The 25,651-nt window shown below is 67.8% G+C and carries 17 protein-coding genes and 2 pseudogenes; 8 read left to right on the top strand and 11 right to left on the bottom strand.

The genetic code is table 11. From position 1 onward, the window contains the following. Position 1: 1 nt before the first annotated feature. From OG218_RS01585 to OG218_RS01575, 3 genes are all read right to left on the bottom strand, one after another. Complete coding sequence (locus OG218_RS01585; protein ID WP_328291452.1) at positions 2-2,254, bottom strand: EAL domain-containing protein; 2,253 nt, start codon at positions 2,252-2,254, stop codon at positions 2-4. Between the two features lie 413 nt (positions 2,255-2,667). After that, positions 2,668-5,217, bottom strand: a complete 2,550-nt coding sequence (locus tag OG218_RS01580; protein ID WP_328291451.1) for a diguanylate cyclase domain-containing protein — start codon at positions 5,215-5,217, stop codon at positions 2,668-2,670. A gap of 732 nt (positions 5,218-5,949) precedes the next feature. After that, complete coding sequence (locus OG218_RS01575) at positions 5,950-6,204, bottom strand: hypothetical protein (RefSeq protein WP_328291450.1); 255 nt, start codon at positions 6,202-6,204, stop codon at positions 5,950-5,952. Positions 6,205-7,217: 1,013 nt separating this feature from the next. Here OG218_RS01575 and OG218_RS01570 point away from each other — a divergent pair. The 3 genes from OG218_RS01570 to OG218_RS01565 all read left to right on the top strand — a co-directional run bounded on the left by OG218_RS01570 (position 7,218) and on the right by OG218_RS01565 (position 9,978). Then, positions 7,218-7,394: a hypothetical protein gene (locus OG218_RS01570; RefSeq protein ID WP_328291449.1), complete on the top strand. Its 177-nt coding sequence runs from the start codon at positions 7,218-7,220 to the stop codon at positions 7,392-7,394. A gap of 190 nt (positions 7,395-7,584) precedes the next feature. Beyond that, positions 7,585-7,821 (top strand): WhiB family transcriptional regulator, encoded by a 237-nt coding sequence (locus OG218_RS26510; protein ID WP_442906348.1) that lies wholly within the window; start codon positions 7,585-7,587, stop codon positions 7,819-7,821. Positions 7,822-8,802: 981 nt separating this feature from the next. Then, positions 8,803-9,978, top strand: a complete 1,176-nt coding sequence (locus OG218_RS01565) for a 4-hydroxybenzoate 3-monooxygenase (RefSeq protein ID WP_328291448.1) — start codon at positions 8,803-8,805, stop codon at positions 9,976-9,978. A 325-nt stretch (positions 9,979-10,303) separates the two neighbouring features. Here the strand turns inward: OG218_RS01565 and OG218_RS01560 are convergent, their stop codons facing one another. Then, positions 10,304-11,224: a CARDB domain-containing protein gene (locus tag OG218_RS01560; protein ID WP_328291447.1), complete on the bottom strand. Its 921-nt coding sequence runs from the start codon at positions 11,222-11,224 to the stop codon at positions 10,304-10,306. Between the two features lie 1,185 nt (positions 11,225-12,409). On the opposite strand from OG218_RS01560, the gene OG218_RS01555 reads away from it, so the two are divergent. The 5 genes and pseudogenes from OG218_RS01555 to OG218_RS01540 form a co-directional block, all read left to right on the top strand. Next, positions 12,410-13,795, top strand: a complete 1,386-nt coding sequence (locus OG218_RS01555; RefSeq protein ID WP_328291446.1) for an IS1380 family transposase — start codon at positions 12,410-12,412, stop codon at positions 13,793-13,795. Positions 13,796-14,823: 1,028 nt separating this feature from the next. After that, positions 14,824-15,207, top strand: coding sequence for a hypothetical protein (locus OG218_RS01550; RefSeq protein WP_328291445.1), 384 nt, complete (start codon positions 14,824-14,826; stop codon positions 15,205-15,207). Continuing rightward, entirely contained in the window at positions 15,183-15,842 is a 660-nt protein-coding gene (locus OG218_RS01545; RefSeq protein ID WP_328291444.1) for a GGDEF domain-containing protein, read from the top strand. Before OG218_RS01550 ends, OG218_RS01545 begins: the two co-directional genes overlap by 25 nt. A 622-nt stretch (positions 15,843-16,464) precedes the next feature. Continuing rightward, positions 16,465-16,695: pseudogene (locus tag OG218_RS26505) on the top strand (transposase); the annotation flags it as partial. Positions 16,696-16,871: 176 nt separating this feature from the next. Next, positions 16,872-17,252 (top strand): annotated as a pseudogene (locus OG218_RS01540) (transposase); the annotation flags it as partial. A 101-nt stretch (positions 17,253-17,353) separates the two neighbouring features. On the opposite strand, the gene OG218_RS01535 reads toward OG218_RS01540, so the two are convergent. From OG218_RS01535 to OG218_RS01505, 7 genes are all read right to left on the bottom strand, one after another. After that, entirely contained in the window at positions 17,354-18,370 is a 1,017-nt protein-coding gene (locus tag OG218_RS01535; protein ID WP_328291443.1) for a zinc-dependent alcohol dehydrogenase, read from the bottom strand. Positions 18,371-18,479: 109 nt separating this feature from the next. Next, the gene (locus tag OG218_RS01530; RefSeq protein WP_442906347.1) at positions 18,480-19,139 is read right to left on the bottom strand and encodes a response regulator; all 660 of its coding nucleotides are present in this window, start codon (positions 19,137-19,139) and stop codon (positions 18,480-18,482) included. Next, on the bottom strand, positions 19,136-20,356 hold the full coding sequence (locus OG218_RS01525; RefSeq protein WP_328291441.1) for a sensor histidine kinase: 1,221 nt from the start codon (positions 20,354-20,356) through the stop codon (positions 19,136-19,138). The genes OG218_RS01530 and OG218_RS01525 overlap by 4 nt, the downstream gene beginning before the upstream one ends. 375 nt (positions 20,357-20,731) lie before the next feature. Beyond that, a complete protein-coding gene (locus OG218_RS01520) occupies positions 20,732-21,994 on the bottom strand; it encodes a cytochrome P450 (protein WP_328291440.1) in 1,263 nt (420 codons plus the stop codon). Positions 21,995-22,074: 80 nt separating this feature from the next. Further along, complete coding sequence (locus OG218_RS01515) at positions 22,075-23,601, bottom strand: FAD-dependent oxidoreductase (protein WP_328291439.1); 1,527 nt, start codon at positions 23,599-23,601, stop codon at positions 22,075-22,077. Further along, complete coding sequence (locus OG218_RS01510; protein ID WP_328291438.1) at positions 23,580-24,413, bottom strand: phosphatase PAP2 family protein; 834 nt, start codon at positions 24,411-24,413, stop codon at positions 23,580-23,582. The genes OG218_RS01515 and OG218_RS01510 overlap by 22 nt, the downstream gene beginning before the upstream one ends. A 77-nt stretch (positions 24,414-24,490) precedes the next feature. Further along, positions 24,491-25,531, bottom strand: coding sequence for a diacylglycerol/lipid kinase family protein (locus OG218_RS01505; protein WP_328291437.1), 1,041 nt, complete (start codon positions 25,529-25,531; stop codon positions 24,491-24,493). Between the last annotated feature and the right edge of the window lie 120 nt (positions 25,532-25,651).

Genomic DNA, 25,651 nt, shown 5'->3' with positions numbered 1-25,651 from the left:
CTTAGTTGAGACGGGTGGACTCTCGCGCGGGTAGGGGAGCAGGGCGGGCGAGGTAGTAGCCCTGGGCGTAGTCGATACCCAGCTGCCGTAGACAGTCGAGCTCCTCAGCCGTTTCAACGCCCTCGGCGATGACTTCCGCTCCGGTGGCGGAGGCGAAGGTGATGAGGGCTGCGGTGAGGGCCTGGCGTGCCAGGTCGGTGTCGATGTCGCGTACGAGGCTGATGTCGAGCTTGATCAGGTCGGGAACCAGGGCCAGGACGTGGCGCATACTCGCGAAACCGGCGCCGGTGTCATCCACGGCGATGCGCAGACCAGCGGCGCGCAGCGGTGCGAGAGCGGTCAGGAGTGCCGAGTAGTCCTGGACCGGTTCGTGCTCGGTGATCTCAACGATCAGGCGGCGCAGGGGTTGACCCTGCAGCGCCCGGGTGAAACGGGGACTGCAGATGGTGGCGGGGGAGGCGTTGAGAGTGAGCAAGCCTTCGAGCTCGTCGAGATCGGCGCAGGCGTTGGTCAGGGCGCTCAGTTCCAGGTCGAGGGCTGCTCCGGCTTCAGTGGCGTCGCTGAACCACTGCGCGGTGCTCGCGGTGTCGGTGGGGAAGCGGCTGAGGGCTTCCATCCCGACGGGGCGCATGCCGTGGAGGCGGATGATGGGTTGGTAGACGATCTGAGGACCGCCGTTGTCGAAGAGATGCTGTAGGCGTGTCAGTACGTCGTGGCGCTGGGTCGCGTCGCTGTCTTCGGTCTCTATCAGCCGCATCATCGTGGCGGCGAGAGCGGCGAGGATTTCGCTGTCACGTTCGCGCAGGTTCGAGTTGGGGGTGCGGGAGAAGCTGCACAGCGTTCCATATAGTTCCCCGTCGCCGCGGTGCAGCGGGACGCCGAGGTAGGAGCCGATACCCAGGGTCTGGGTGACGGGCAGGTCCTTGACCAGCGGGTGCACTAAGGCATCGGGTATGACGGTTTCCAGTGTGTCATCGGCGATGAGCTGGCAGTACGTGCCGTCGCGGGGGGTGACATCGCCGGCGGCGATGGGTAGGTCGATGTTGCTGACCAGGTTGCGGAAACGTCGGTTCTCACCGTCGAAGGTGTTGACGAAGGCCACCTCGGTGCCCAGCTGGGCAGTGATCAGCCGTAGGAGGTCGTCGACGCCGCTGCTCACCCTTGCTGCTGAACGTGAGAAGCCCAAGGCGTCTAACGTGGCAAGTGCAACGGGACTGGCAAAGGGACTGGCAACGGGGTTGCCGGTGAGACTGGTGCTGGTGGCGGGCAGCTCACCAATAGTGGGAGCAGCACTTGAGGAGGCGGCACGCCGGATCTCGGCTTTGCGTGCGGCTTTCTCGGCGTACATCGCGGCGTCAGCGGCGCGCCAGGCGCCGAGCAGGCCCTCGTCTCCGGTGCGGGTCGCGACACCGATCGAGACGTGCACCTGCGCGTCTGAGAGCAGCGTGCGCAGCTGCTGGGCCAGTGCGCTGGCCCCGACGAGGTCAGTTTCGGTCAGCAGCAGGCCGAACTCGTCTCCACCCAGGCGTGCGAGCAGGTCGCTGTCACGCACCCGTTTGCTCAGCAGCGTCGCCGTCGCGCGCAGCAGGTCATCGCCGGCGTGGTGACCGGCGCTGTCGTTGAGCACTTTCAGCCCATCGACGTCCACGATCAACACTGAGGTAGCGCTGGCGTAGCGCGCCGCACGGATTTCTTCCGCGGCCAGCGCCGCGTCCCAGGACCGCCGGTTGCCGACCTCGGTGAGGGGGTCGGTGTGGGCGGCATGTTCGGCGCGTTCGGCGCGGCGGACCTCATCGGCCAGACGCAGCTCGTGAGCCAACAACGCCCCGAGCATGCTGGCCTGCACCTGCACGGTGGGCAACAGCTCCTCGAGGTGGAGATGGGGATGACGACTGGCTGCGCACAAGGTGCCCACCACCTCACCGCCCGGCGCGGTCAGCGGAAGTGAGAGCAACGCTGCAGCGGGTAGGCCGTTGCGCTCTCGGGCGAGGACGTAGGCCGGGACATCGTCGACCTGGCCGGCGACCTGAGGTGCATCACCGTGCAGCATCTGCGCGCAGAAGGAGGCCGTCCAGGCCATGGCCGTGCCCGGGGCCCACCCGAAGGTGTCATCGACAGCGGCCACGACGACTTGTTCATCGCCGCGCCGGCGTGCGATCCACCAGCTGTTCAACCCGATGCGTTGGCGTAGGTCGGCGAGGGTGAGCTCGGCGACGTCGACGAAGTCGTTCCCACTGCGCTCTACGCGTTTCACGACAACCCCCGTTCAGCCTGCGTTGGTCTCACCATGTGCTGTACCGGTTCGTGCTTGTCGCCGGTTTCGTGTTCTTCGTTGGTATTCTTTTGAGTCCTGCTGTCTCGTCGTTCTCGTCGTTGTTCTGGTCGTCGTCCTTTTGTCGTCCTCTTCATCGTGCACGTTGAGGGCTTCGGCGTGACACCACTCATTGAGCGCAACCATGCGGCGGCTAGCCACCTTTCAGGTGGGGACGTCGTCTTCGGTTCGCGTCCTCAATTCGTGCACCTGTGTTATCGGTCGCGGTCGCGGTCGCGGTCGCGGTCGTTGACGTCGGGCGGCGCTGCGACGCGCGCGTGAGGTTCGATGGAGCCGTCATGGTTGCCCTTGTCGAAGTGGTTGACGTGGATTGCCGTGTCGATCTGGTCGGCTCCTCAGCTCAGCGTGGCGGCCGGTGCGGGGGCTGGTGCGGGGGTCAGCGCGGGGTTGGTTCGATCGGTGGTGGTGTCGGCTGGGGTGCTAGCGGTGGTGGTGGAATCGCGGCCGTTGTGTTTACCGGTGTAGAGGGCGCTGTCGGCGCGGCCCAGGACCGCTGTAGCGTCTTCTCCGGGAGCCCACTGCGCGATCCCGATGGTGCAGGTCTGCCCGTGGGGCACGGTGGCGCGGATGCGGTCGGCGACGGTCACGGCATCAGCGGCGTTGCAGCCGGGCAGGGCCAGGACGAACTCCTCCCCACCCCAGCGGGCGAGGGTGTCGACTTCACGCAGGTGCCCCGCGGCGGCGGTGGCGAAGCCGCGCAGCAGCTCATCGCCCGCGAGGTGACCGAAGGTGTCGTTGAAGCGTTTGAAGTGGTCCAGGTCGACCAGCGCGAAGGTCAGCACGGCGTCGGTGCGTGCGGCACGGGCGATCTCGGCGCGGGCGATCTCGTCCCAGCGGCGGCGGTTGGTCAACCCGGTCAAGACGTCGTGTTGGGCGGCATCGGCCAGCTGGGTGAGCAGGTCGGCGCGTTCGATGGTGTGCGCGGCTTCCGCGGCGAGGGTCTGCAGCATCGAAGCCACCGTCGCGGGCAGCTGCTCAACGCGGTGACGCCAGATGACGCCGAGGACCCCCAACGGGCTCCCGTCGCGGCGCAGCACCGGTTGCCACACCCCTGAGACCGTCCCCGACTTGGCGATCATGTCGGGGTTGGCGTCGGGGTGAGCACCCACATCAGCGACGAAGAACGCCTGCCGGTCACGGAAGGCGTTCAAGGGCAGGCTGACGTCGCTGGCCAGATCCAGTCGCAGCTCGGTACCTTGCGCGAAACCGGTCATGGCGGTGGAGACCAGGTGTCCTTGCCCGTCAGGCTGCAGGAGGTAGGCGGCTTCAGCTCCGGTCAGTTCGCACATGGCCGCGCAGATCGCGGCGTGGGGATCATCGGCGGTGGTGACCGCGCGAGCGGCATCAGCCAGGGTCTGGACCTGGCGGGCGTGCAGGGCCAGCTGCTGGCTGCGCTGAGCCAGTTCCTTCTCACGGGCCCGGTCGGTGGTGACGTCATGCAGTGCGATGACCGCGCCGAGCACCGTGTCGTCGCCGGCGTGCATCAACCGTCCAGAGCAGACCACGGTCCGGGCCGGGTGGTCGCCGGTGAGGATGACCAACTCGACTCCTTCCACCTGGCCTTCGCGCAGGATCCGTCGTAGTGGAAGTTCCTTGGGGGGCAGGGGTGTCGTGGCGTCGGCGGTGTAGAGCCCGTAGGTCGCAGCATGCTCGGTGAGAGGAAGACCGATCTGGGGCAGGTGCCCCAACCAGTTCGTGGCGGTGTCGTTGAACATCGTCAGACCCCCTTGGGGGTCGGTGACGATGATAGCGACCTGGACGCTGGCCAGGACGGCGTCGCTGAGCTCACCCCGGCGTTGCGATTCCGCCATGGCCAGCTCGACCAGCATCCGCTGCTCTTCGGCGAAGGTTTGCTGCTGTTCGGCGAACTTCTGCTGCTGTTCGGCGCGAGCGGCATGGGCACGGACCTGGGTCAGCAGCACTTCTCGTTCATCGCGTCCCAGTGCCAGCGCGAGACCGACGACGACGAGCATCCCGACGAAGAGTTGCACCACCAGTGCTCGGGCATCGTCGTTGCTGATGGTGGCGAACGGGCCGCTGCCAGCGAGGGTGAACGCGACCGCTACCACTCCGAGTGCAAGGTCGTGCACGGCGACGATGGTGGTGTCGAAACGCAGCGCGACCCACACCGTCACGGCCAGCAGCGGGAAGGCCAGGGGGAGCCCGTCGAAGACGGCGAAGACGAGCACGTAGAGCAGCCCGGAGACCATCAGTGCCGCGATCAGTTCCACCAACCGCAGTCCACGCGGACGGATGAACGGCAGCCGTTGCTGATCGGGCTCCTCGGGGGAGTCCTGCCCACGCGGATGCCTCGTCTGCGGGGTGGGGATCTTGGTCCGGGGATCGAGCAGGTGACCGATGCGCAGCCCCGCGGCGAGGATGAGGACCACGCTGACGGTGTTGCGGATCAGCCACACCGCCGCACTCAGGAGGGACCAGTGCCCAGTCAACGCCCACACCGAGACTGGTCCGATCACAGCACCTGCAGCGCTAGCCAGTAGCGCCGCGGCGAGCAGGAAGCCCAGCTGGCGTCCACCGGCTAGGGGGCGGTGGCCCCCGGCTCCCCACAGCTGCGGGCACCAGCGCGCGAACAGCCAGGAAAACGTCGCGACCTGCACCAGGTTGGCGAGGATGAAGCACCCCGCCAGTCCTGGCGAGGTGCCGGTCATGGTGTTGGTGATGAAGGTGATCACCGACAGCAGTGCTGCGTCCAGCCAGTAGGTGCGGGCCCCTCGCTGGGTAGCGAACCACAACGCTGCCACCCCGGCGGCCGGCCACACCAAGCTCAAGCTGGTGCCGTCCATGACCGTCAACCGTCCCAGCGCCACGGTCAGCGCGAACAGCACGGCGAACCCGGCACTACGTGCCAGCGCAGCTCTCCCCACGACCGCTTCCTCCCTCACTCCTGCGGTGATCCCGATCACCGGGGCAACCCCCGGAAGTAGGACATCGACGCGGGGGAAGGAATTCTTGACTTACCCCCGCTTTGGTCGGGTTGGCAACGGTGCGGTTGCTGCGGTTGACACCACTCTCCAACCGCCGCGCGGGCTTCGGGTGGCTGCAGCGTCCGGCCTGGCGGCGGTGCGCTCTTGAGAGCAGGTCGCGCTCGAGGTCGCGGCTCAGTCGGCGGGACCGCGCGACGTGACCCGACCGTCGCCACCGGCTGCCAGCCCGTATCCGTTGAGCTCCCAGCCTGGATCGACCAATGATGCAGGAGGCTGAGCGGTCGCCGAGGCGGGCGGCTTGGGTGGGGTCGTGTCACAGTCGAAGGGCCGGATGCCTCCTCGGCGCTCACTTGACGCTCGCTGGCTATGTCAGCCCAGACCGTTCCCGGGAAGGCAACCCAGACCTCAAGATCGCGGTCCGCCGATACTGACGGGCGTAACCCGTGGTCGCATTTTGTGACGTAGCGTAATGATGTGCCGGTGATTACCCAACGACCCCAGACATGCCCCGAGTGCCAAGCACAGGGCATACGCAGATGGCTCGTCTTCCAGCTGGCCGGAGGTCGCGCCCTCGAGAAGCCGCTGCAGTTCGAGTGCCTCAACGGCCACCTCCTCGCCGGTGATGGCACACCCATCGCGAGTGGGCCCCGCGAAGCCTCCTGAACCGCCCTGTCAGCCGGGGTGATCGCCACTGACGCTGGCGAGCAGGTCGATGACCTCCGGCGGCTGCTCATACAGCCCGATCCACTCTTCCTCCATCTGCGACCACACCACGCCCACGGCAAGGACTCGGACTCCGTGCAGCTGCATGGCCAGGGCCAAGTCCCCCGGGACGTGGTCGCCGGCCTGGAGATTCAAGATTCGCTGGCGCGTTACGTCATCCACACCCGCCCACCAGGTGTCGAAGCTGGAAGGCTCGGTAGTCACACCTCCAGCGTCCCCCCTGAGCAAGGTCTGCAGGACCGGACACCATAGTTGTGCGCCCTGTCCGCCGGATGGACCCATCGACTGACGTCTCAACGGGGGAGGTGGCCCTACGCCGATCTGGTGACCCGCCTCGAGCGGGGCCACCAACGTCAGTGATCGGTGGTGATCGGCGGCGATCGGCGGCGATCGGCGGTGGCATTCTTGAGCGGTGCCGCCACTGGTCAGCAGACGCAGACACCGTAACGCGCTGCTCACGTGGGCGGGGCTGACGATGGTGGCGGCCCTGGAGCTCATCGCGTTTGCTCGGGCAGGCAACGCGGTCGGTGCGGTCCTCGGCGGCGTGCAGTTGGTCTGCTGGCCGGCGACGGCGACGGTCCAGGTCCTGCTACGACGACGCATCTCCAGGTCCGAACGGTGACGACTGTCTCCTCAGGTGTGGGTGAAAGTGGTCGATTGGAAGTTGCCCAGCGGATGCGGGCCGCTCAGCCGGCGGGAGGGCGGGTCGTAGCGCGGGCCCACCGGCTGAGCACCGAAGCCCCTGACCGCGACCGGTCGGTCAACCCGAACGCTCGGCTGGTCGAGTGACCCGCTCTCATGCGACCGGGGTTGGGGAGCCGATACCGAAGTCGTGACCCAACACCTCGCCGTGGCCGACTGGTGGGCCAACCTCGGCTCTCGAGACCGCCTCGACGCCTACAGCCTCGCCCGAGCGACTTCATCCCCGAACGGTTCGTGCACCAGCTGCGGTCCCACGGCGTCCACGGCGTCCATGTCGACTACGCCAGTGCCATCTTCAACGTCCAGGGCCGGCAGCGGATCCTCCGCCTCCACGTCCAGTCTGAAGCCGTGAAGGTCTTCCTCAATGCAGTGCGGGTTCGGGTCGAGGCCTGGGACGGCTGCGACGACAGCGACCTCAACTCGTGGGCACCTCCGAGACAGCGGGCCCTGTGGTGACTCAAGCTGACTCGCTGCAGGCGTAGTGGGATGAGCTGGACGACTTCACCCGCCGCCGGGTGCACCGCCTGCAGGTCAACGACCTCCTACCCGACGACATCGCCACCGATCTCCAGGCCCACGGCATCACCGTCATCCTGGTCGGTGTCGATGACCGCGGTGACGGTGTCGTCGAACGCTGGTGGCAACAGCCGCACATCCTCCTGGACCTGCTCCTGGCGCGGCGTCTCGCGTGAGCGTCGGGGTGGTCCTCAGCTCTTGACGGTCTTGGTCGATCGAAGGGGTGGCCCTCCGGATGCGGGCCGCTCAGCTGGCGGGACAGCGGGTCACATCGCGACACCCGCCGGCTGAGCACCAGACTGGTAGATCAGACCGGTAGATCAGAGCGGCAGATCAGAGCGGCAGATCAGCCGAGGAGGGCAACCGATGAACGAGTGGCGTCACCGCGCTGCCTGCCGCGATTTCGTTGAACTTTTCGATGAGACCTTCGACTCCACCCGACGAGCCCACCCCCGCGCTCTGCAGATCTGCGACGCCTGCCCGGTGCGACGGGCCTGCCTGGATGAGGCACTCTCCGTGGAGAGCGTGACGTCGCGGCGCCATGGTCTGCTGGGTGGTCTCATGCCTGTTCAGCGTGAGCGCTTCTCCCGGCGCGGCGTATGACACAGAGTCCCGGTGCGGCTCCTGCCGAGGGACCCCCGCAACCTGGCCATTGACAGACATGGTGCCTTCAGTGCTTCGGTGGGCTGACGCGGTGGAGGAGGCCATCCGGCTCCTGCCGGGCCCGGTGATGCCGCGTCCGGCGCGGTAGGCGTCACCGGGGAAGTCGTCTGCATCCGCTGATCCGGCTAGCAGCCCGCTAGCGAGTCGGGCGGACTGGCCGCCCAAGGCAGTCGACGCGGTACGTTGTCGACAGGCGACGCGGGGGGTGGCTCGATGACCGTGACCGGCCCGGCAGTACGGCAGACTCCAGGGCGTACTCCCAGGCCCGGCAGGCGAGATTTCGTTGCCCCGTCGACCTCCGCGGGTCCTGGTCGCATGAACCCAAACGAGCGCAAGACCAGGTACGGAGCCGTTACGTGCGGCGAGGTTCGTAGCCGCGGTAGCGCGGCGAGAAGAGCTGTATGACCAGCTATTGGTCCTGGCGTATTAGGGGTTGCGCGCGGACTCTTGCGGGGAGCACACCGACGCCTCCACCCTCGAACACCAGCGACTGCCATCCGCCGGGGCCCACCTGCACCCCGCGACCACCAACGGGTCCTACCCGACGCTCTCCCGCACCGTCGCGACCGGACGGTGCTCGGTGCACGCCATCCGGTTCATGATTTGGTCGAGTTGCGCTGCAGCGTTCGAGCCTTCCGGCGCTCGCGGACTCAAGGTCGGGGTTGCTGGCTCTAGCCGATACCTATCGCGCGCCGGGCCTGATCGCGCCGGGTCTGTCCGCCGCGATCAGGGGCCTGGTAGAAGCAGAAGGTTGCTGCTGCACTCTTCACGGGGTTCTGTTCTGGCGCTCACCAAGAACTGTCAGAAAATTGTCAACTTGTCGGACTCGGCGACGATGTGCTCACTCGAACGGATCAGTAGTTCGCCAGAGCATCCATCGAATCGAGGACGCGGACGCGACGGGGGTGCCATGGTGTTTGCGTGCGAACTGAAGTCGTCATCATCGGTGCCGGGCCTGCCGGCCTTCTCCTCTCCCACCTTCTCGCTGCGGACGGCGTCGACTCCATCCTGTTGGAGAGCAGGTCGCGAGCTCACGTCGGTGCCCGCATCCGTGCTGGGGTGCTCGAGCAGTCCAGCGTGGACGTACTCACCGCCGCTGGTCTCGGCGACCGCCTGAAGGCCGAGGGTGGAGAGCATCGGGGCATCTACCTCACCTGGCCTGATGACGAGGTGTTCATCGACTTTGAGGAACTGACCGGACGTAGCACGGTGGTCTACGGCCAAGCCGAGGTGCAGAAGGACCTCGATGCCGCGGCACAACGACGCGGACAGCAGATCGTGTACGAGGTGAGCGACACCCGGGTCCACGACGTCGATTCAGACTCTCCCTACGTCACCTACCTCGACGCGGACGGAGCCCCCGGCCGAGTCGAGGCGGCGGTGGTGGCGGGTTGCGATGGATCATTTGGTCCCAGTCGCTCAGCGGTCCCCGAAGCTGTCCGTACCCGCTTCGAGCGGGTCTACCCGCACTCCTGGTTGGGAGTCCTGGCCCAGGTGGCCCCCTCCACCGACCACGTCAGATACGCCTGGCACTCCGACGGATTCGCCATGCACTCCATGCGTTCGTCGAGTGTCAGCCGGCTCTACCTGCAGGTTCCCAACGGCACCGATCTCGCGGACTGGTCAGACGATCGGATCTGGGAGACGTTGTCACACAGGCTGGGCTCGGGTCGGCGGGGTTTCCATCTGACGAGCGGGCCCATCACGGAGAAGTCGGTCCTGCCGATGCGGAGTCTGGTTCAGACCCCGATGCGGCATGGTCAGTTGTTCCTGGCTGGTGACGCCGCCCACATTCTGCCGCCCACCGGGGCGAAGGGGTTGAATCTGGCCATCGCGGACGTCGCCCTCCTCGCCCCGGCGTTGGTGTCGCTGCTCCGCAAAGATGACCATGTTCTGGCGGAGTCCTACTCTGACCTTGCCCTGCGGCGGGTCTGGCGCGCGACGCACTTCGCATGGTGGATGACCGACATGTTGCACACCGGCAGCGACCCCTTCGCCGCACAGCTGCAACTGTCGCAACTGCGGTGGTTGGCCAGCAGTCACGCCGCACGCACAGGGCTGGCCGAGAACTTCGCCGGCCTGTCGCTGCACATCTGACTTGTTCTGCGATCGCGGTACGTCCAGGGTTTCGCGACTTTGCGAAAGTTTGTTCGCCTCGCCCGTGAAGGCCGGCGGCCACGACGTGGGCTGGGACGACCCCGCGCTCCGCGAACTATTCGAGGTTGGGTTGTCTGACGCGGTAGCGGCGGGGATGTTTGGCCGGTTCCTGTGGGTGATCGGTCGGTGACCGGTGAACTGTTCGCGCGGTTGACGGCCCTGCGTGCTTGAGCAGCTCCCGGCCCTGACCTGCACCTGCGCCGCGGCGCTCGGGTCCGACGGCGCTCGCGGCCGGCGGAATCTCTTCGAGGGGAGTCCGGCCGGGTCAGACCGGCAGCACCAGGTCTACGTCTTGCTGCACCCGGGCTAGCGCCGGGCCTTCGGAGCCGAACTTCCCCGGCCAGCGGGTGAGGGTGATGGAGGAGGCGTGGAAGCCGGTGAAGCGCGCGGTCTGACCGGTGGCGCACGGGACGGGGCTGTGACCTTGGTAGGAGTAGTAGACCTCCTGCAGGTCGGCGCCGACCGTCTGCTGCGTCTGGACCGCGGACAGCATCACCTCCCCGTCGAAGAACTTCCCGCCGTAGTTCGGGGTGTTGCGCCCGATCGTCCAGGCGCCGACGAACTGCTCCGTGCCGTCAACGAGGACGTCCTGCTGGTCGAAGCACCCGGCGTAGAGGTCACCGGTGATGTTGGTCGTTAAGACCGTGGGCCGGTTCAGGTTCGCAAAACCGACGAGCAGCCCCGCGCCACCGGGCCGGACGGACAGCCCCGAAGCGACCGTCACCGTCGCGTTGCGGGTGTTGTTCCCCTCGTTCGACTCGGGGATGCGCGCCACGTCATCGACGACGGCCCGCAGCGTATGCGAGCCGGCAGTGGTCGTCCAGGTCGCCGACCCGGTGGGGCCGCCGTTGGCGGTGACCAGGACCGATTGGCCGGGCTGGATGGCGGTGGTCGTGGTGTCGGACCAGGTGCGCTTGCGCCCGTCGACCTCGAACGCGACCCCGCTGATGGTCCCTGCCGGTGTGGCGGCGGTGCCCTGGTTGGTGATGACCGCGTTGAATCGGAGCTGTTGCCCGGCCGCCGGTGACAGTGGTGCCCACTTCAGGGAGGACACCACGAGGTCGGGCCTGGCGGCGGCCGCGCGAGCGGTGGCGGCGTCGGCCGACCCGGCCAAGCCCACGAGGGCGAGCGCTGCGGCCCCCACCGCAGCGAACGCCCGGACGGTGGAAGAGTTCTTCGTTCCCATGATGTTGCCCCCCAGCAAGTTACGGCTGGCCGGCGTCTTCGCCGGTCGGGGGTCACCGTAGACCTGTTGTTGGGCCGTTGGGGTGATGTTTGGTGAAGAGGTGAGCGGTTGGTGTACCGGCTGTGGCACGTCGCGGGGCGCCGGGTGCGGGTGCGGGTGGAGTCCGGTCGCGCCATTCCGGCGCGTCGGGGACGTCACAGGTCGTGACGTTGCGGTGACGGGTCGGGTCAGCGGTAGGTTGGGAAGCCGCACCGCGGTGACGGGCGGGTGCGTGGTCTTGCCGCGGGTGCGGGCGGTGGCGGCTCGGGCGCGGGTGGCGGCTGATGTGAAGCGTGGTGTGGAGACCCCGGGTTGGATCCGGGAGCTGGCCGGGGTCGGTGAGCCCGAGCGTCGTCACGCTCGGGGCGGTGGTGGTCCGAGCAGGTAGGTCGAGCAGGTAGGCCAAGCAGACAGGTGCACGTCGAGGGGTTGACTTAAGCAGCTCGACCCGGGTTCTCGGACAAACTGATCAGGCCGCAGTCGCCGCGGTCTGAAGAGCTTCGTACTTCACAGGGCTGAGGTGTCCGATGCCTGAACGGCGTCGGCGGGCAGCTCGCGGCGACGGGCAGGCCGTGGCAGGTCGTGGTAGGCCGTGGCAGGCGGGAAAATTTGTGGGTCGCCAACACGTACCGGGCGGAGTAGGCACTCCTCGACTCCCGATCGAGGGCTGAACCAGCGTGTCCAGCAACAAGGCGAGGCCAGGCATCGCATCTGTTCCTTCTGGGCACTGGTTCTTGAGCGGCTGAGCGTTCGTTGTACAGAATCTTCGTCAAGACGCCACGATCATCACCCGTTCGGGCTAGCGTTACTGCACGCAGTGACGACGCGACACCCGGGGGGAGCTGATGACAACGTCAGGCCACCACGGCCGCGAGCGACGCAGGCGACGGATAGTGCTGATCTGCGAAGGACTACCGCGGGCCCGGTCAGATACAGGTGAAGCCGTAATGACCCACCGTTCCTCCGGTCCTTCTGCAATCCCTCCCTGGCGTCCAAGCCACGCGAGAACCACTAGCCTCGATCTTTCACGCGGAACTGAAGCGTCTGCGTTGACACCAACCCGAAATACACGGAAGTGCCTGCCCTGCAGTAGATCATTTCGCTCGTCGAAGGCAAACGATCCCGCTCCAGAGAGGCACTCCGCAAGTGCAGAGTAGACGACCCCACTCCAGCACCGTCTTGACCACCGGCGGCGAGTCGCTGACCACCCACTCTGGCGCCAGTCTCTTGCGTCAAACCGCCGACATCATCGGCCTGACCAAGACCTTGAGCCAGGCACTCTCACCGTGGCGCGCACCCCTGGCCATCCACGACCCCGGCAAGATCGTCCTGGACCTGACGACCGCGATCGCACTGGGCGGGGACTGTCTGGCCGACCTGGCCGCCATCCGTGCCCAACCAGCCCTGTTCGGACACGTCGCCTCCGACCCCACCGTCTCCCGCCTCATCACGCGCCTGGCCGCCGACGCTCCCGCAGCCTTGGCGGCGCTGCGCGCCGCCCACGCCATCACCCGCCAACGAGTGTGGTCCACCGCGCAGGTACCCGCTCCGATTCCCCAGGACGGTCCGGTCATCGTGGATCTGGACGCCACGATCCTGGCTGCCCATTCGGACAAGGAAGGGGCCACTTCAACCTGGAAACGGACCTTCGGGTTTCACCCGATCCTAGCGTTCGTGGATCACGGTCCCGGTGGGACCGGAGAGTACGTCGGCGGAACACTGCGGATCGGTCGGGCCACCGCCAACGACGCCGGGGCTCACATCAACCTGACCACCGACGTCCTGGCCCAGCTGCCCGAGGATGTTCGGAATCGGGTGATGATCCGCGGCGACGCCGGCGCCGGAGTGAAGGAGTTCATATGGCACCTGCACAACGCAGATCTGTCGTATTCGATTGGGCTGCAGGCCGGACAACGGATCGCCGCAGCTATCCCGAGAGTCCCGCGTCAAGCCTGGCGAGCTGCGATCGACCCCGATGGTTCCCGCCGCGACGGCGCCCAGGTCGCTGACATCTCCGCCTGGATCGAGGACCTGGCCCCTTCCTGGACCGCCCGTCCCTGGCCACCCGGCATGCGGATCATCGCCCGCAGGGAACGACCCAACCCCGGCGCCCAGCTCGGCCTGACCGACGTCGACGGCTGGCGGATCACGATCTTCGCCACCAACATCTCTGGCGGCCGGGTTGCTGAGCACGAACTCACCCATCGCCTGCGGGCCCGGGCTGAGGACCGCATCCGGTGTCTGAAAGACACCGGCGCCCGCAACCTGCCCCTGCACTCTTTCGCCGCCAACCAGATCTGGCTGCAGATCGTGGGGTTGGCCAACGACCTGATCGCCTGGACCCAGCACCTGGCCTTGTCCGGCACACCAGCCAGGTGCTGGGAACCCAAGACCCTGCGGCTGCGGTTGTTCGCGGTCGCCGGACGCCTGGTCAGTAGCGCCCGTCGACGAACCCTACGGCTGGCCCGGGACTGGCCCTGGAGCCAGCTGCTCCTCACCGGCCAGCACCGACTGGCCGCCTTGAGCCCCTGACCCCCAAACCTCGCCCCGACGACCAGGATCTTGGAAACCGCGTACAGGCGCGGCGATCAGTCCTGCCCCGAGCAGAACATCCCTCAACTCACACAAGAATCAGCGTGGCCACCGCCCAGCCCCGACCTCGTGAAAGATTGAGGCTAGTGCATCCTTGCGTAGTCAATCCGTGGGCTGCCCAGGAGATGCCAGCGGTGCGGGGCTACCTGAAGCCCGTCCCCGTCTCCGGCGCGTCGTCGCAGACAGCGAGGTGGTCGTCGTCTAGTCATGATTGGTTTATCGGGTCTTGCCTTCCAGGAGATCGGGTCAAGCTCCTCTCGCGTGGTGTCAGCCATCCCGAGCACTCAGCATGATCACTGCAGGACGCATCCGGCATGGGTGCTGGATGCTGATGGTGCATCAGCACTCGGGCCTGGCCGGCAGCTGAACTGGTCGACTGCCCACGGCAGCGGGCCCTAGTAAGAAGCGGGATGTCGTAGTGCCACGACCGGTCTCTGGTCCACCCATGCCCATGACGGCGACCGTCAGCTGCTCGGAGTTGTCACAGCTTGAGCATAAGTCTTCCACTGATACCTCCCAGTGCGCAGCGGTGGTGACGCTTAGCCAGAGCTTCTCACCGCACTACTTTACCGATATCTCTCGATTGGCTGCTTCAATCACCCAAGGCGGGGAGGAGCGGGATGCGGGAGTCATCACCGCCTCGCTGTAAGCCTGCACGTGCCTTCCGGACAGCGACTCTTCGCGACTCCATGTGCACCAGGTGGGGCTCATCGCAGGCGATGAGCAGGTGGGCGCTGATTTCCACCACTCGACTGGGGGATGCAGCTGACGATCGTGGTTGCCGATGTTCTGTCTGGTGCGCCCCGCGGCGGGGCGGCCGATCATCCTCGCCGGGTACTAGCCGGTTCGGACGATCAAGATCACCAGCGACTAGAGGAAGGCTGATGTGGTTGCAGAAGGAGAACGGCGGTACGCCTCCACCGCTACTGCAGGTCGCGAGACCGTGGCTGCTTCCTGTGGGGGGAGCTGTGACGAACGCGATCGCTGCCGTCGTGATCTGGCACCTCCTGCTGCCGACCGGAGCCATCATCTCGCCTCTGTGGACGCAGGCGGTGGGGTGGCCGCTGGCTTTCCTGCTCCGATCTGAGCCGGTGCAGCGCTTGCTCGGCGGCGGACGATTGGATAATCGGGTGTGGTTGCGGGTCTTCCTCGGCTGTAGCGCTTGCACGCTGGCTGTGGCACCGACGGGGATGAGTTTCCTGGTTCCCATCTTCGCCGCCGTGACGGCCTGTGCCCATCTGCAATGGAGCGGGTCCCGTGCGTGGCGACCCAGCATGGTGATCATCACCGTGGCGACGGCGACTGTCCAGGGGCTGATCGTCCTTGGTTGGCAGCGGACCCCCTGCCGTTAACACTGAGTCACCTCACCACGGGCACCGTCCTGATCGGAACCCTCGTGCTGATCTTCAACATCACGTGGTTGACGGCGCGACAGGAGAGCGAGATGGCGGCTCTCGCCGTGGAGCGGGCCGCCTTGGAGGTTGAGCGGCGCAGTCAACACGAGGAGCTGGTGCATACCGCAAACCATGACCCGTTGACGCAAACACTCAATCGGTACGGGTTGTACCAGAAGCTGGAGAGGTCTCTGAGGTCGAGTGGCCCCCGTGCCCTCACTGCGGTGATCTACGTCGACCTGGACTACTTCAAGCCGGTGAACGACCGCCACGGTCACGCCGCCGGAGACCACCTCCTGCAGTTGACCGCACAACGTCTCGCTGGGCTGCTGCGAGCAGACGATTCCGTAGCTCGCATTGGGGGAGATGAGTTCATCCTGGTCTTGGAGCGTGTCGATGATCCGCAGTTGCCAGATGACGTTGCGGCTCGCGTAGATTCCGCGCTGCGGCAACCTTTCCACCTGGGCGATGTCGTCGTGCGCATCTCGGGAAGCATCGGATCGGCCGTAGCCGCCGATGGTTCGGTTACGGCAGACGAATTGCTGCAGCGCGCAGATGCTGCCATGTATACGGCGAAAAAGATGAGAAAATGAGCCAAGTTCCTCTGCATATGCTTCAAGCTTTTATGGCCTTAACGACCCCGTAGCGACGGGTAGAATTACCGAGTACCCGCATCGCTAGCCCGACCAGTGGTTTCGGGGCGAAGGAGCCCAAGCGTCAACCAGGTCAGCACCCGAATCTTCCTATTCGACGACTCCAGCAGACTACCTGAGCAGCCCATGCCGGGACATCGTCTCGGTCGCCAGTCGGTTCCTGATGCCATGGCACGGCGATGCTGGGACCCGGCACCGACGGGCCTACCCGACCCGCCGTTCCAGCGCCTGACATACTGCCATCCCGGCGCGATGAAAGATCGAGGGTAGTGTCCAGTACGAACACCCGTCATCGACATACTCCGCAACCGTTGTCGAAACGACGGTACCTCCGCTAGCACACCCCGCACCGGTTCAACGCTCGTTGGGGTACCCGCACCAAGACGATTACCTGAGGAGAGTCCAACGCACAGCGTACCCTGGTCGTGACCGTGAACTCGACATCCAAAACCGTAACCGCCGAGGACGGCGTACACCCTGCATCTCAGAGAGTGATTCAAAGGATGGTGCGGCATCCTGACCCGGTGACCGCGCCACCGACCTCACCGACCTCACCGACGACGAGTGGGCCATCGTGGAGCTTCTCCTGCCGCCGCCGACGGAGAAACCGGGACGACCTCGGGCAAACCTGCGGGAAGTGCTGAACGCGATCTTCTACGTCGTCGACAACGGCACGAGTCGACAACGGCACGAAGTGGCGTGCCCTGCCCCACGACTTCCCGCCTTGGTAGACCTGCCTGGGCTGGAAGCGGAAGCTCACCCTCGACGGCTTCTTCCAACGCCTCGCCGATGAGACCAGGACCCGTGACCGCTTGAGAAAACGCGCAGCACAGCTCCAAGTGCGCTGATCATCGACTCCCAGTCGGTCAAAACCGCCGAAGGCGGGCACCACCGCGGCTTCGACGCGGGCAAGAAGACCAGCGGTCGCAAACGGTTCGCCGCCGTCGCGACTGGGGGCACCTCCCGCTTGCGGGGGAGGAAGGTAACCTCGTCGATGTGGTGGTCACCGGCGCCGACGTCAGTGACAACGCTGGCGGCATCGCGTTGCTCGATCTCATCGCGGAGCAGTTCCCCAGCGTACGGGCGATCTGGTGCGACCAGGGTTTCAAGAGGGCTTTCGTCGAGCACGCCGAGAGGTTGGGGTTGCAGGTCGTGGTGATCTGCCGTCAGCCAGGCAGCACCGGGTTCACGGTGCTGCCTCGTCGCTGGGTCGTGGAACGCTTCTTCGCTTGGATCAGCCGAGCCCGTCGCCTCGCCCGTGACTACGAGCGCACGATCTCTTCGGCGGTGGCGATGGTGCAGATCGCCTATTCGCGGATGATGCTGCGCCGACTCACCCGAACCCTTTGAAATCGGTCTCTCAGCTGCTTGGGGCACCGCCAGCGCTGATCCGAGCTCGCACATGCGGCGTTAGAGACCTGGTTGCTGCTGTCCTGGGTGGGGCAGGTGTATTAATCGAAGAGCACTACAACCTTGTCCGCAGCTCCCGGGGTGGCCGCCAGCGACAGCGCGTCCAGAGCCCGAACGAAGGGCAGGACATCACTGATGATGAGGGCGTACTTCTCCCAGTTTTCGACGATGTCGTCGGTCACCTCGAAGATCTCAGTCGGGTAACCCATCGCCCAGACCAGGTTCAGTTCCGTCGTCAGGACGGCTCCGAAGTCGATCTCGACGGGTTTCTTGTGCACGGCGACGACGCCGAAGGTCGCGCCGTGCTTGGCGATCGACGTCACGGTGCGAGGGACCGCCGGTGCGCCGGCCGCGTCGAGGTAGACGTCGGTCCCGGGGCGGACCCCGCGGACGTGGGCCGAGGAACCGTCCCCGTGCAATTCCACGAGGCGGGCCGCGACGTCCTCCTCGGCGGAGTTGATCACCGCGTCGGCTCCCACCTGCAGGGCCTTCTCGAGGCGGGAGGGCAGGATGTCGATCACGACGACGTGCCCAACGCCCTTGCGCCGGTAGGCCAGGACCGCGCCGAGCCCAATGGGTCCGGCGCCGAACACGACGACCTTGTCGCCGGGCTTCGGGTCGGTGCGGTTGACGGCGTGCAGGGCGACGGCCATCGGCTCGTTGAGCGCGGCGACCTCCCACGGCACGTGGTCCGGGATGACCTTCAGTTGGCGTCCAGGTGCGGCGTCGGTGACGAGGACGAATTCGGAGAGCGCGCCCTGGGCGCCCCCGCTGCCGAGCAACCCGTCGGCGAAGGCCATGGTGTCGACGACGACGTGGTCTCCGACGGTGATCCCCACGACCTGGGCGCCGACCTCGACGACCTCGGCCGCGGGTTCGTGTCCCAGCGGGGTGGCGCCCTGGCGGGGCGGGATGCCGCCGTGGGTGGAGTACAGGGCGTCCGATCCGCAGATGCCGCAGGCGCGGACCTTCAGTAAGACGTCTGTGGGGCCGGTCGTCGGGCGGGCAACCTCGACCCAGGAGTTCGTGGCGGGGGCGGTGACGTGGACGGATCTCATGATTCTCCTCGGGATGCGTTGTGGCGAATCAACTCTCGCGGAACTCGCCCCCGTCGTCGTCGTGCGCCGAGACCAGCGACGTGTACTGCGTCCGCAGTAGGCGGGGGCGTCAGGGACGCATGCCGGCTCGGACGGCGAGGGAGACGAGCTGTGCGCGGTCGCGGGCACCGACCTTGCTCATGGCGCGGTTCGCGTGGGTCTTCACGGTGAACGGGGAGACGAAGAAGCTGGCCGCGATCTCGGCGTTGTCGAGTCCGGTGACGATGGCTTTGACCACCTCGAGTTCGCGGGCGGTGAGTTGTTCGAAGCGGGCGGAGATCTCCGGGTCGCCGGGAACGGGGGTGCGGTCGGCGACGTGTTCGACCAGGGCGGTGACGGCCGGTCGCGACAACGCCTTGTCGCCGTCGTGCAGGCCGAGGATTCCGTCGGTGATCTCCGTGGGTCCGGCGCCCTTGCCGAAGAAGCCGTCCGCACCGGCCTGCAGGGCGCGCAGCACGTTCTCGTCCTGGTCGAAGGTGGTGAGGACGAGGATGCGGACCTGTTCTGACGACGGGCGGGCCCGGATCCTGCGGGTGGCCTCGACGCCGTCGATCCCGGGCATCCGGATGTCCATGACCACGACGTCGACCTGAACGGAGTCGAGCAGGTCGAGGGCGGCGAGACCGTCGGCGGCCTCGGCGACGACGGTGAGGCGGGGATGGGCGTTGATGATGGTGCGCAACCCCGTGCGGATCATCTCCTGGTCGTCGACCAGCGCCACGCGGATCACGCTCGTCCGCCGTGCACGGGCAGTTCAGCGCGGAAGGAGAACAGGCCGCCCTGCTCGTGGAACTCGATGCGGCCGCCCACCGATTCGGCACGTTCGCCCACCCCGACCAGGCCTCTGCCCCCACGACCCGCCGACGTGCTGGGCGTCGTGCGGGAACGTGTGCCGGCCTGTGCGCCGGGTGTCTTCTTCATGGTGTTTACCACTTCGATCCTCACTGTCTCCTCATCGGCGTGGACGGTGAACCGCACGCCGTGCGTCCCGTGCTTCTGGGCGTTCGTCAGGGCCTCCTGGGCGATGCGGTAGGCGGCAGCGGAAACGTCGTGGGGGAGGAGCAGGTCGCATCCCGTCAGATGTTCCTCGAGGTCGAGACCGGCGTTGCGAAAGGACGCGACCAGTTCCGAGACGTGGCTGAGTTCCGGGGTGGGTACGAGGTCGTCGGCCCCGGTCTCCAGTCGGAGCACGGCGAGGATCTGCTGCACCTCGGCGAGCACGTCCTGGACGCTGCCGCGGGCGTTCCTCAGGTGCCCGAGGGGCACGTCCGAACCGGTGGGCAGGCTGACCTCGGCGGCGCCCAGATGCATGCTGAGCACCGCGATGTGGTGGCCCACGCTGTCGTGCAGGTCGCGGGCGATGCGGACGCGCTCCTCGGCGACGCTACGCCGCACGAGCGACTCCCGGGTGGCGACGGCGTCCAGGGTCCGCTGACGCACGGCCAGCCAGTACCGGTGCTGAGCGCGCACCGAACTCCCGGCCAGGGCCGACATGAGGGCGCAGAAGCCGGCGATGGAGGCCACGGGGTTGGCGTGGACGCTGACGGTCCCGGTGGCGAGGGCCTCGGCGGCGAGGCTCGTGAGGCACGCGACGGGAGCGGTGACCGGTGCCGGCAGCCCGCGAACCGTGACGGCGAAGGTCGTAAAGACGGTGACGGTCCAGAAGATGAGCGGATCGAGGTGCGCGACGACCGCGAACAGAGGGACCGCTGCCGTCAGGACGAAACCGGGGCAGGGACGGCGCGTGGTCAGGAGCGTGCCCGCGCCGGACAGCACGGCGCACAGCAGCGCAGCGTGGTGGTTGCCCGTGCTGGTGACGACCGCGACCGTCAAGGCGGCGAAGGTCGCGACGTGCGCCCCGCCCGTGAGCAGATAGACGGGTGGAGGCCATCGGGGACGGTCGCCCACGGCCTCGAGGGCGGCCGGATCCTTCGACGGCTCAACCACGGTGCTCAGACTGCACGACCAGTGCTCGCATCGTCATCGGTCTGGATCCACGTCCCCTCGTCGTTCCGGTCGCTGCCTGACACCGGCCATCGTCGCCCAGGACTCCTCCGGTGGCGTCCTCCCCCGGGACACCCCTCGTGTACTGCGAACGCAGTACAGGAGGAGTTGTCGTCACCCGTCGGATCCGACGCGGTCACCCGGCGGGATCAGCCGGCGGGATCAGTCGGCGGGATCAGTCGACGCGGTCACCCGGCGGGATCAGCCGGCGGGATCAGTCGGCGGGATCAGTCGGCGGGATCAGTCGGCGGGATCAGTCGGCGGGATCAGCCGGCGGGATCAGCCGGCGGGATCAGCCGGCGGGATCAGCCGGCGGGATCAGCCGGCGGGGAGGACTCCGTCGAAGGTGAGCCGCAGGCTCGCGGGCCCCCGGAGGAAGGGGTTGCGCCGGTACGGGGGCGGGTCGGTGACCAGGCGCGGGTTCACCAGGCGCCGGAACAACTCGTTCAGGGCGATCTGCGTCTCGAGCCGGGCCAGCGGCGCACCGAAGCAGCTGTGGAGTCCGGCCCCGAAACCGAGGTGGTCGATCGCCTCGCGGTCGGGGTCGAGGCGGTCGGGGTCGCTGAAGTGGCGCGGATCGCGGTTCGCCGCGGCCCAGACCATCCACACCGGAGCGCCGGCCGGGATCGTGACATCGTCGACCTGGACGTCAGCGAGGGCCACGTACTTCGGGGTGACCTGCGCGGGAGGTTCGAGGCGCAGGAGCTCCTCGAAGACCCGCGGCATGACGTCCGGGTCCTGCCGCACACGGGCGAGCACGTCCGGGTGGCGGAGCAGGGTCAGGACTCCGTTGGCGATCATGTTGACGGTGGTCTCGTGACCTCCGATCAGCAGCATGATCGAGGTGTTGAGCACCTCGACGGAGGACATCGCCCCGTCGGGACCGTGGTCGTTGACGAGGCCGGACAGCAGGTCTCCCTGTCCGTCGCCGCGCCGGGACTCCGCGAGGGCCCCGAGGTAGCGGGCCATCTGCCCGGTCGCGGCGGCGGCTTCCCGCTGCTTCTCCTCGTTCTCCTCCGGCGTGGTGGCCTCGGCCGGAGCGATGATCGCCTCGCTCCAGGCGTGGAACAGGGGTTCGTCCTCGGCCGGGACGCCGAGGACGTCGCAGATCATCCAGACCGGGAGCGGGTAGGCGAAGTCGGCGACGAGGTCGATCTCCCGGCGGTCGCCGAACCCGTCGATGAGGTCGTTCGCGACGCGGTGGATCTCGGCGCGGAGGCCGTCGACGTACCCGGCGGCGTGCGGGGGACCGAAGTGGCGCATCGTCTGCCGGCGCAGCCGGTCGTGCTTCGGCGGGTCGAGCATCACGAACGCGGAGGTGAGCCCGGGATCCGCGGCGCCGTCCTCGTCGTGGCCCGCACGATCGTCCGACGGCTGCGCCTTGCCGGGTTCGGAACTGATCCGTGGGTCGCCGGTGAGCTGGAGGATCTCCTCATAACCGCTGACGACGAACGCGCCGTCGGCGAGGCGCCGCACGGGTTCCGCCCGCAGCCGGGCATAGAGCGGGTAAGGGTCGACGCGGTTACCGTGTTCCAGCAGATCGGCCCACAACTCATCGGGGTTCTCGGTTGTCGTGGTCACGCCCGTTGTGGTCACGCCGGTTGTGGTCGCGGTGGTTCTGGTCATGGTTTCGGATGTCCTCTCGAAGGCTCGGGCTGGGTTTACTGGACCGATGCCGTGGGACGGGCGCCGGCAGAAACGGTGGTCAGGTTCGGGGGGCCGTGGACGGTGCGGTCCCGCGGTGGGAACGGTGCGCCGGCCGCGATCTGGCGCGCGTAGTGGTCCAGCCACTTGGACTGATCGAGGGCGACGGCCCCCACCGTCCGGCCGCGGGCGCCGTAGACGACGACGAAGGACCGGGACTCCAGGGAACCCTGGGCCACCACGCTCTCGTCCGCGCAGGACGGGACGCCAACGGCCTTGAGGACGTGGCCGAACTGGATGGACCAGAAGACCGGAACCGCGTCGTGCTCGGCGGTGCCGCCCGTCACCAGGTTGTGGGCGACGACCTCCGCCTGGGCGACGGCGTTGCCCCAGTGCTCGACCGAGAGCAGGCCTCCGTCGAGGATCGGGTGCGGGAAACGGGCGACGTCGCCGGCGACGAACACGTGGGGGACGACTTGCCCGTCGCGGTCGAGGGCCCGGCACTGCGCGTCGACCGTCACCCCACGTTCGTCCGCGTCGAGTCCCGCCTCGACCAACCACCCGACGTTGCGCACGGCCCCCAGGGCGATCACGGCGACGTCGACCTCGAGCGTGCTGCCGTCGGAGAGGCGTGCGCGTCGGAGTCGCCCGTCGGCGTCGCCCTCGAGCGCGGTGACGCTGGTGCGGGAGCGCAGGTCGACGCCGTGCTCGCGCTGGATCTCCGCGGCGACGGCGCCGACCGCCTCGCCGAGACCCCCGGTGAGGGGTGCGGGTCCGCGGTCGATCAGCGTCACCGGCAGGTCCAGCGTCCGGCAGACGGAGGCGACCTCCGATCCGGTGAAACCACCACCGACGACCAGGACCCTCCTCGGCCGGTCCTGCAGGTGCCGGCGCAGTCCGGCCGCGTCGTCGGCGGTGCGCAGCGTGTGCACCCCCTCCAGCGCAGCCTGTTCCGCGTCGGGCCACGGCCGGGCGCTGCTGCCGGTGGCGATGACGAGACGGTCGAACCCGACGCGTTCACCGCCGGCGAGCACCACCTCGTGGGCGTCGAGGTCGAGGCCGGTCGCGGCGACACCGAGCCGCCACTCGGCGTCCACGTCCCGGGTCCGGGGGAGGGTGGTGTCCCCGGCGGACGTCGTGCCGGTGAGGACCTGCTTGGACAGGGGCGGCCGGTCATAGGGTTCGTGGCTCTCCGCCCCGATGACGACGAGACGGCCGGTGAACCCCTCGCGCCGCAACGCCTCCGCGGTGCGCAGTCCGGCCAGGGACGCGCCGACGACCACGACCCGGTCCGTCGCGGTGAGGCTGCCGGGAGTTCCGGTGGCCGGAGCGGGGCTCGCGTCCGCCTCCAGGTCCCGGTGGTCGATGCGGATGGCCTGGACCGGGCACGCGGCCGCGGCCTGCAGGATCCGCAGCCGGTGCGTGTCGTCCGGGGCGGGGTCGTAGACGAGGGCCTCCTCGCCGTCGAACTCGAACGTGTCGGGGGCCAGGAAGCAGCACTGCGCGTAGCTCTTGCACTTCGTCATGTCGACACCGATGTGCACGGTTCCTCCTCTGTCCTGTTCCTCGGACTGGTGCTGGTCGACGGGTTCCGTGGTGCTCCGCCGGGCACCGCCGCGAACGTCGCGGTGTGCGGCCCACTGTGCTCGGGAGACGGCGTCCGTTCGTCGTCCGTCCGTGGTGACCTCGCGTACTGCGTCCGGCGTACGCGCGCTCCCAGGACCCCGGAGACGAGGACGACGAGGGCGGCCCCGGCGACCGCGTCGAGGACCCAGTGGTTCCCCGTCGCGACGACGACGAACGTGGTGGTGGCCGGGTAGGCCCAGACGAGAGTGCGCAGCCGGGGACGGTGGAGGAGCGTCCGCAGCGCGATGGCGACCCACACGGACCACCCGACGTGCATCGAGGGCATCGCCGCGAGTTCGTTCGTCGCTGCGCCCAGGCCGCGTGGTGCGGAGGCGTCAGCGCCCCACCACCCGTGCTCCGACGTCGCCGCCAGGACGTCGAGGTACCCGCCCAGGAGGCGAGGAGGGGCAGTGGGCAGCAGGATGTAGCCGACCAGCGCCAGCAGGGTCGCCACGACGAGGATGGTCCGCAGCCGGCGGTAGTGGGCCGGTGCCCTGCGGTGCAGGACGACCAGGACCCCCAGGGTCACGACGTAGTGCAACGAGGCGTACCAGTACGAGGACAGCGTTGCGGCCCAACCGGTCCCGGCAACCATGCGGTTGATCGACGACTCCCCGTCGATCCGGAGGAACCGTTCGAGAGCGAGGACGCGGTGCGCGTTCTCGGTGGCGATGCCGAGGTTGTCCGAGGCCAGCAGACGGGTGAGGGTGTACGCCGAGTAGAGCGCCACGAGGACCAGGACTTCCCGGATTACCCGGGGACCTCCGGTCGGGCTGCCGGAAGCGCCTCCTGACGCTGAACCGGAGATCACGCTGCGAGCCCGTGGGCCGTGCCCCGCTCCTCCAACTCCAGCTGGAGGCGGACGGACGTCCGCGGTGTGCAGCGCACCAGCAGCGCGCCGGCGTCGACGGTGAGGGTCAGAGCGACCGCCGTCCCGAGGACGTCGCCGTCGATCTGCACGGGCTGCGGGTTCGGGCAGCTGATGCGGATCTGCCGGCCCCGGGTGGTCGGCATCAGTCGCGGAGACGGTCGTCGCAGCGCGACCTGCAGCAGGAGCCGTGCCCACTGGGTGAGGTTCTGGGGGGCGAAGACGACGCCGTCGAGGAGACCGTCCGAGAGCTGGGCCGCGGGCATCAGGGTGAGCCCCATCGTCACGGTCCCGCAGTTGCCCGCCATTGCACCATGACTGCGGCGGGTCAAGGGCGCTTTGCCGTCCACCGCCACCGAGAACTCTCCGGGGGCGCGGCGAACGGCACGCAGCCCGGAGACGACGTAGGCGAGGTGACCAAGGTGCCGTTTCAGGCTGTGGCCGGCTCCGGCCATGACTGCGGCGTCGAACCCCACACCGGCCATCACCAGGCTGACGTGCTCCTCCGGCTCGACGTCGTGGCCGGTCCGGTCGACGCTCACCCGGACCACGTCGACGGCCCGATCGATCCCGTGGAAGACCACCCCGAACGCGGCGTGGAGGTCACCGATCGGGATGTCCAGGTTGCGGGCCACAGGTTTCCGGTGCCGGCGGCGAGCAGGACGAGAGGGACCCCATGACCGGCGAGCCGGGTCGCCACCGCCCGGACGGTGCCGTCCCCCGCCCCCGACGACGACCACGTCCACGTCCGCGCGTAGCGCCTGCTCAGCCTGGGCCGTGCCGGGGAATTCAGCCGCCGTGGACGCCCACAGCGGTCGCTGCCACCCCCGCTGCAGGAATAGTTCGTCCACCGCAGCACGCCGCGCGCGGAAACCGGCGTGGCGGTTGTCGAACTTCGTGGGGTTGACGATGATCGCCGCCCGCGGTCCGGGGGCGGCCGGCGCCGTGGGAGAGGCAGTGCGGTGCGGGGTGGCGGTCATGGTTCGTCTCTCTGCGGTCGGGGCGCGACTGCCCCAGAACTCCGGGTCAGTCGTCGGCGTGACCTGATCGTCGTCGCCGCGGAGGTCAGTGGCGTCGTCCCCGAGGGGTGTTCTCGGGTA

The sequence above is a fragment of the Kineococcus sp. NBC_00420 genome, from assembly GCF_036021035.1.
Lineage (GTDB): Bacteria > Actinomycetota > Actinomycetes > Actinomycetales > Kineococcaceae > Kineococcus.
The sequence above is the reverse complement of the archived record's forward strand: the minus strand, read 5'-3'. Positions and strand labels throughout refer to the sequence as shown.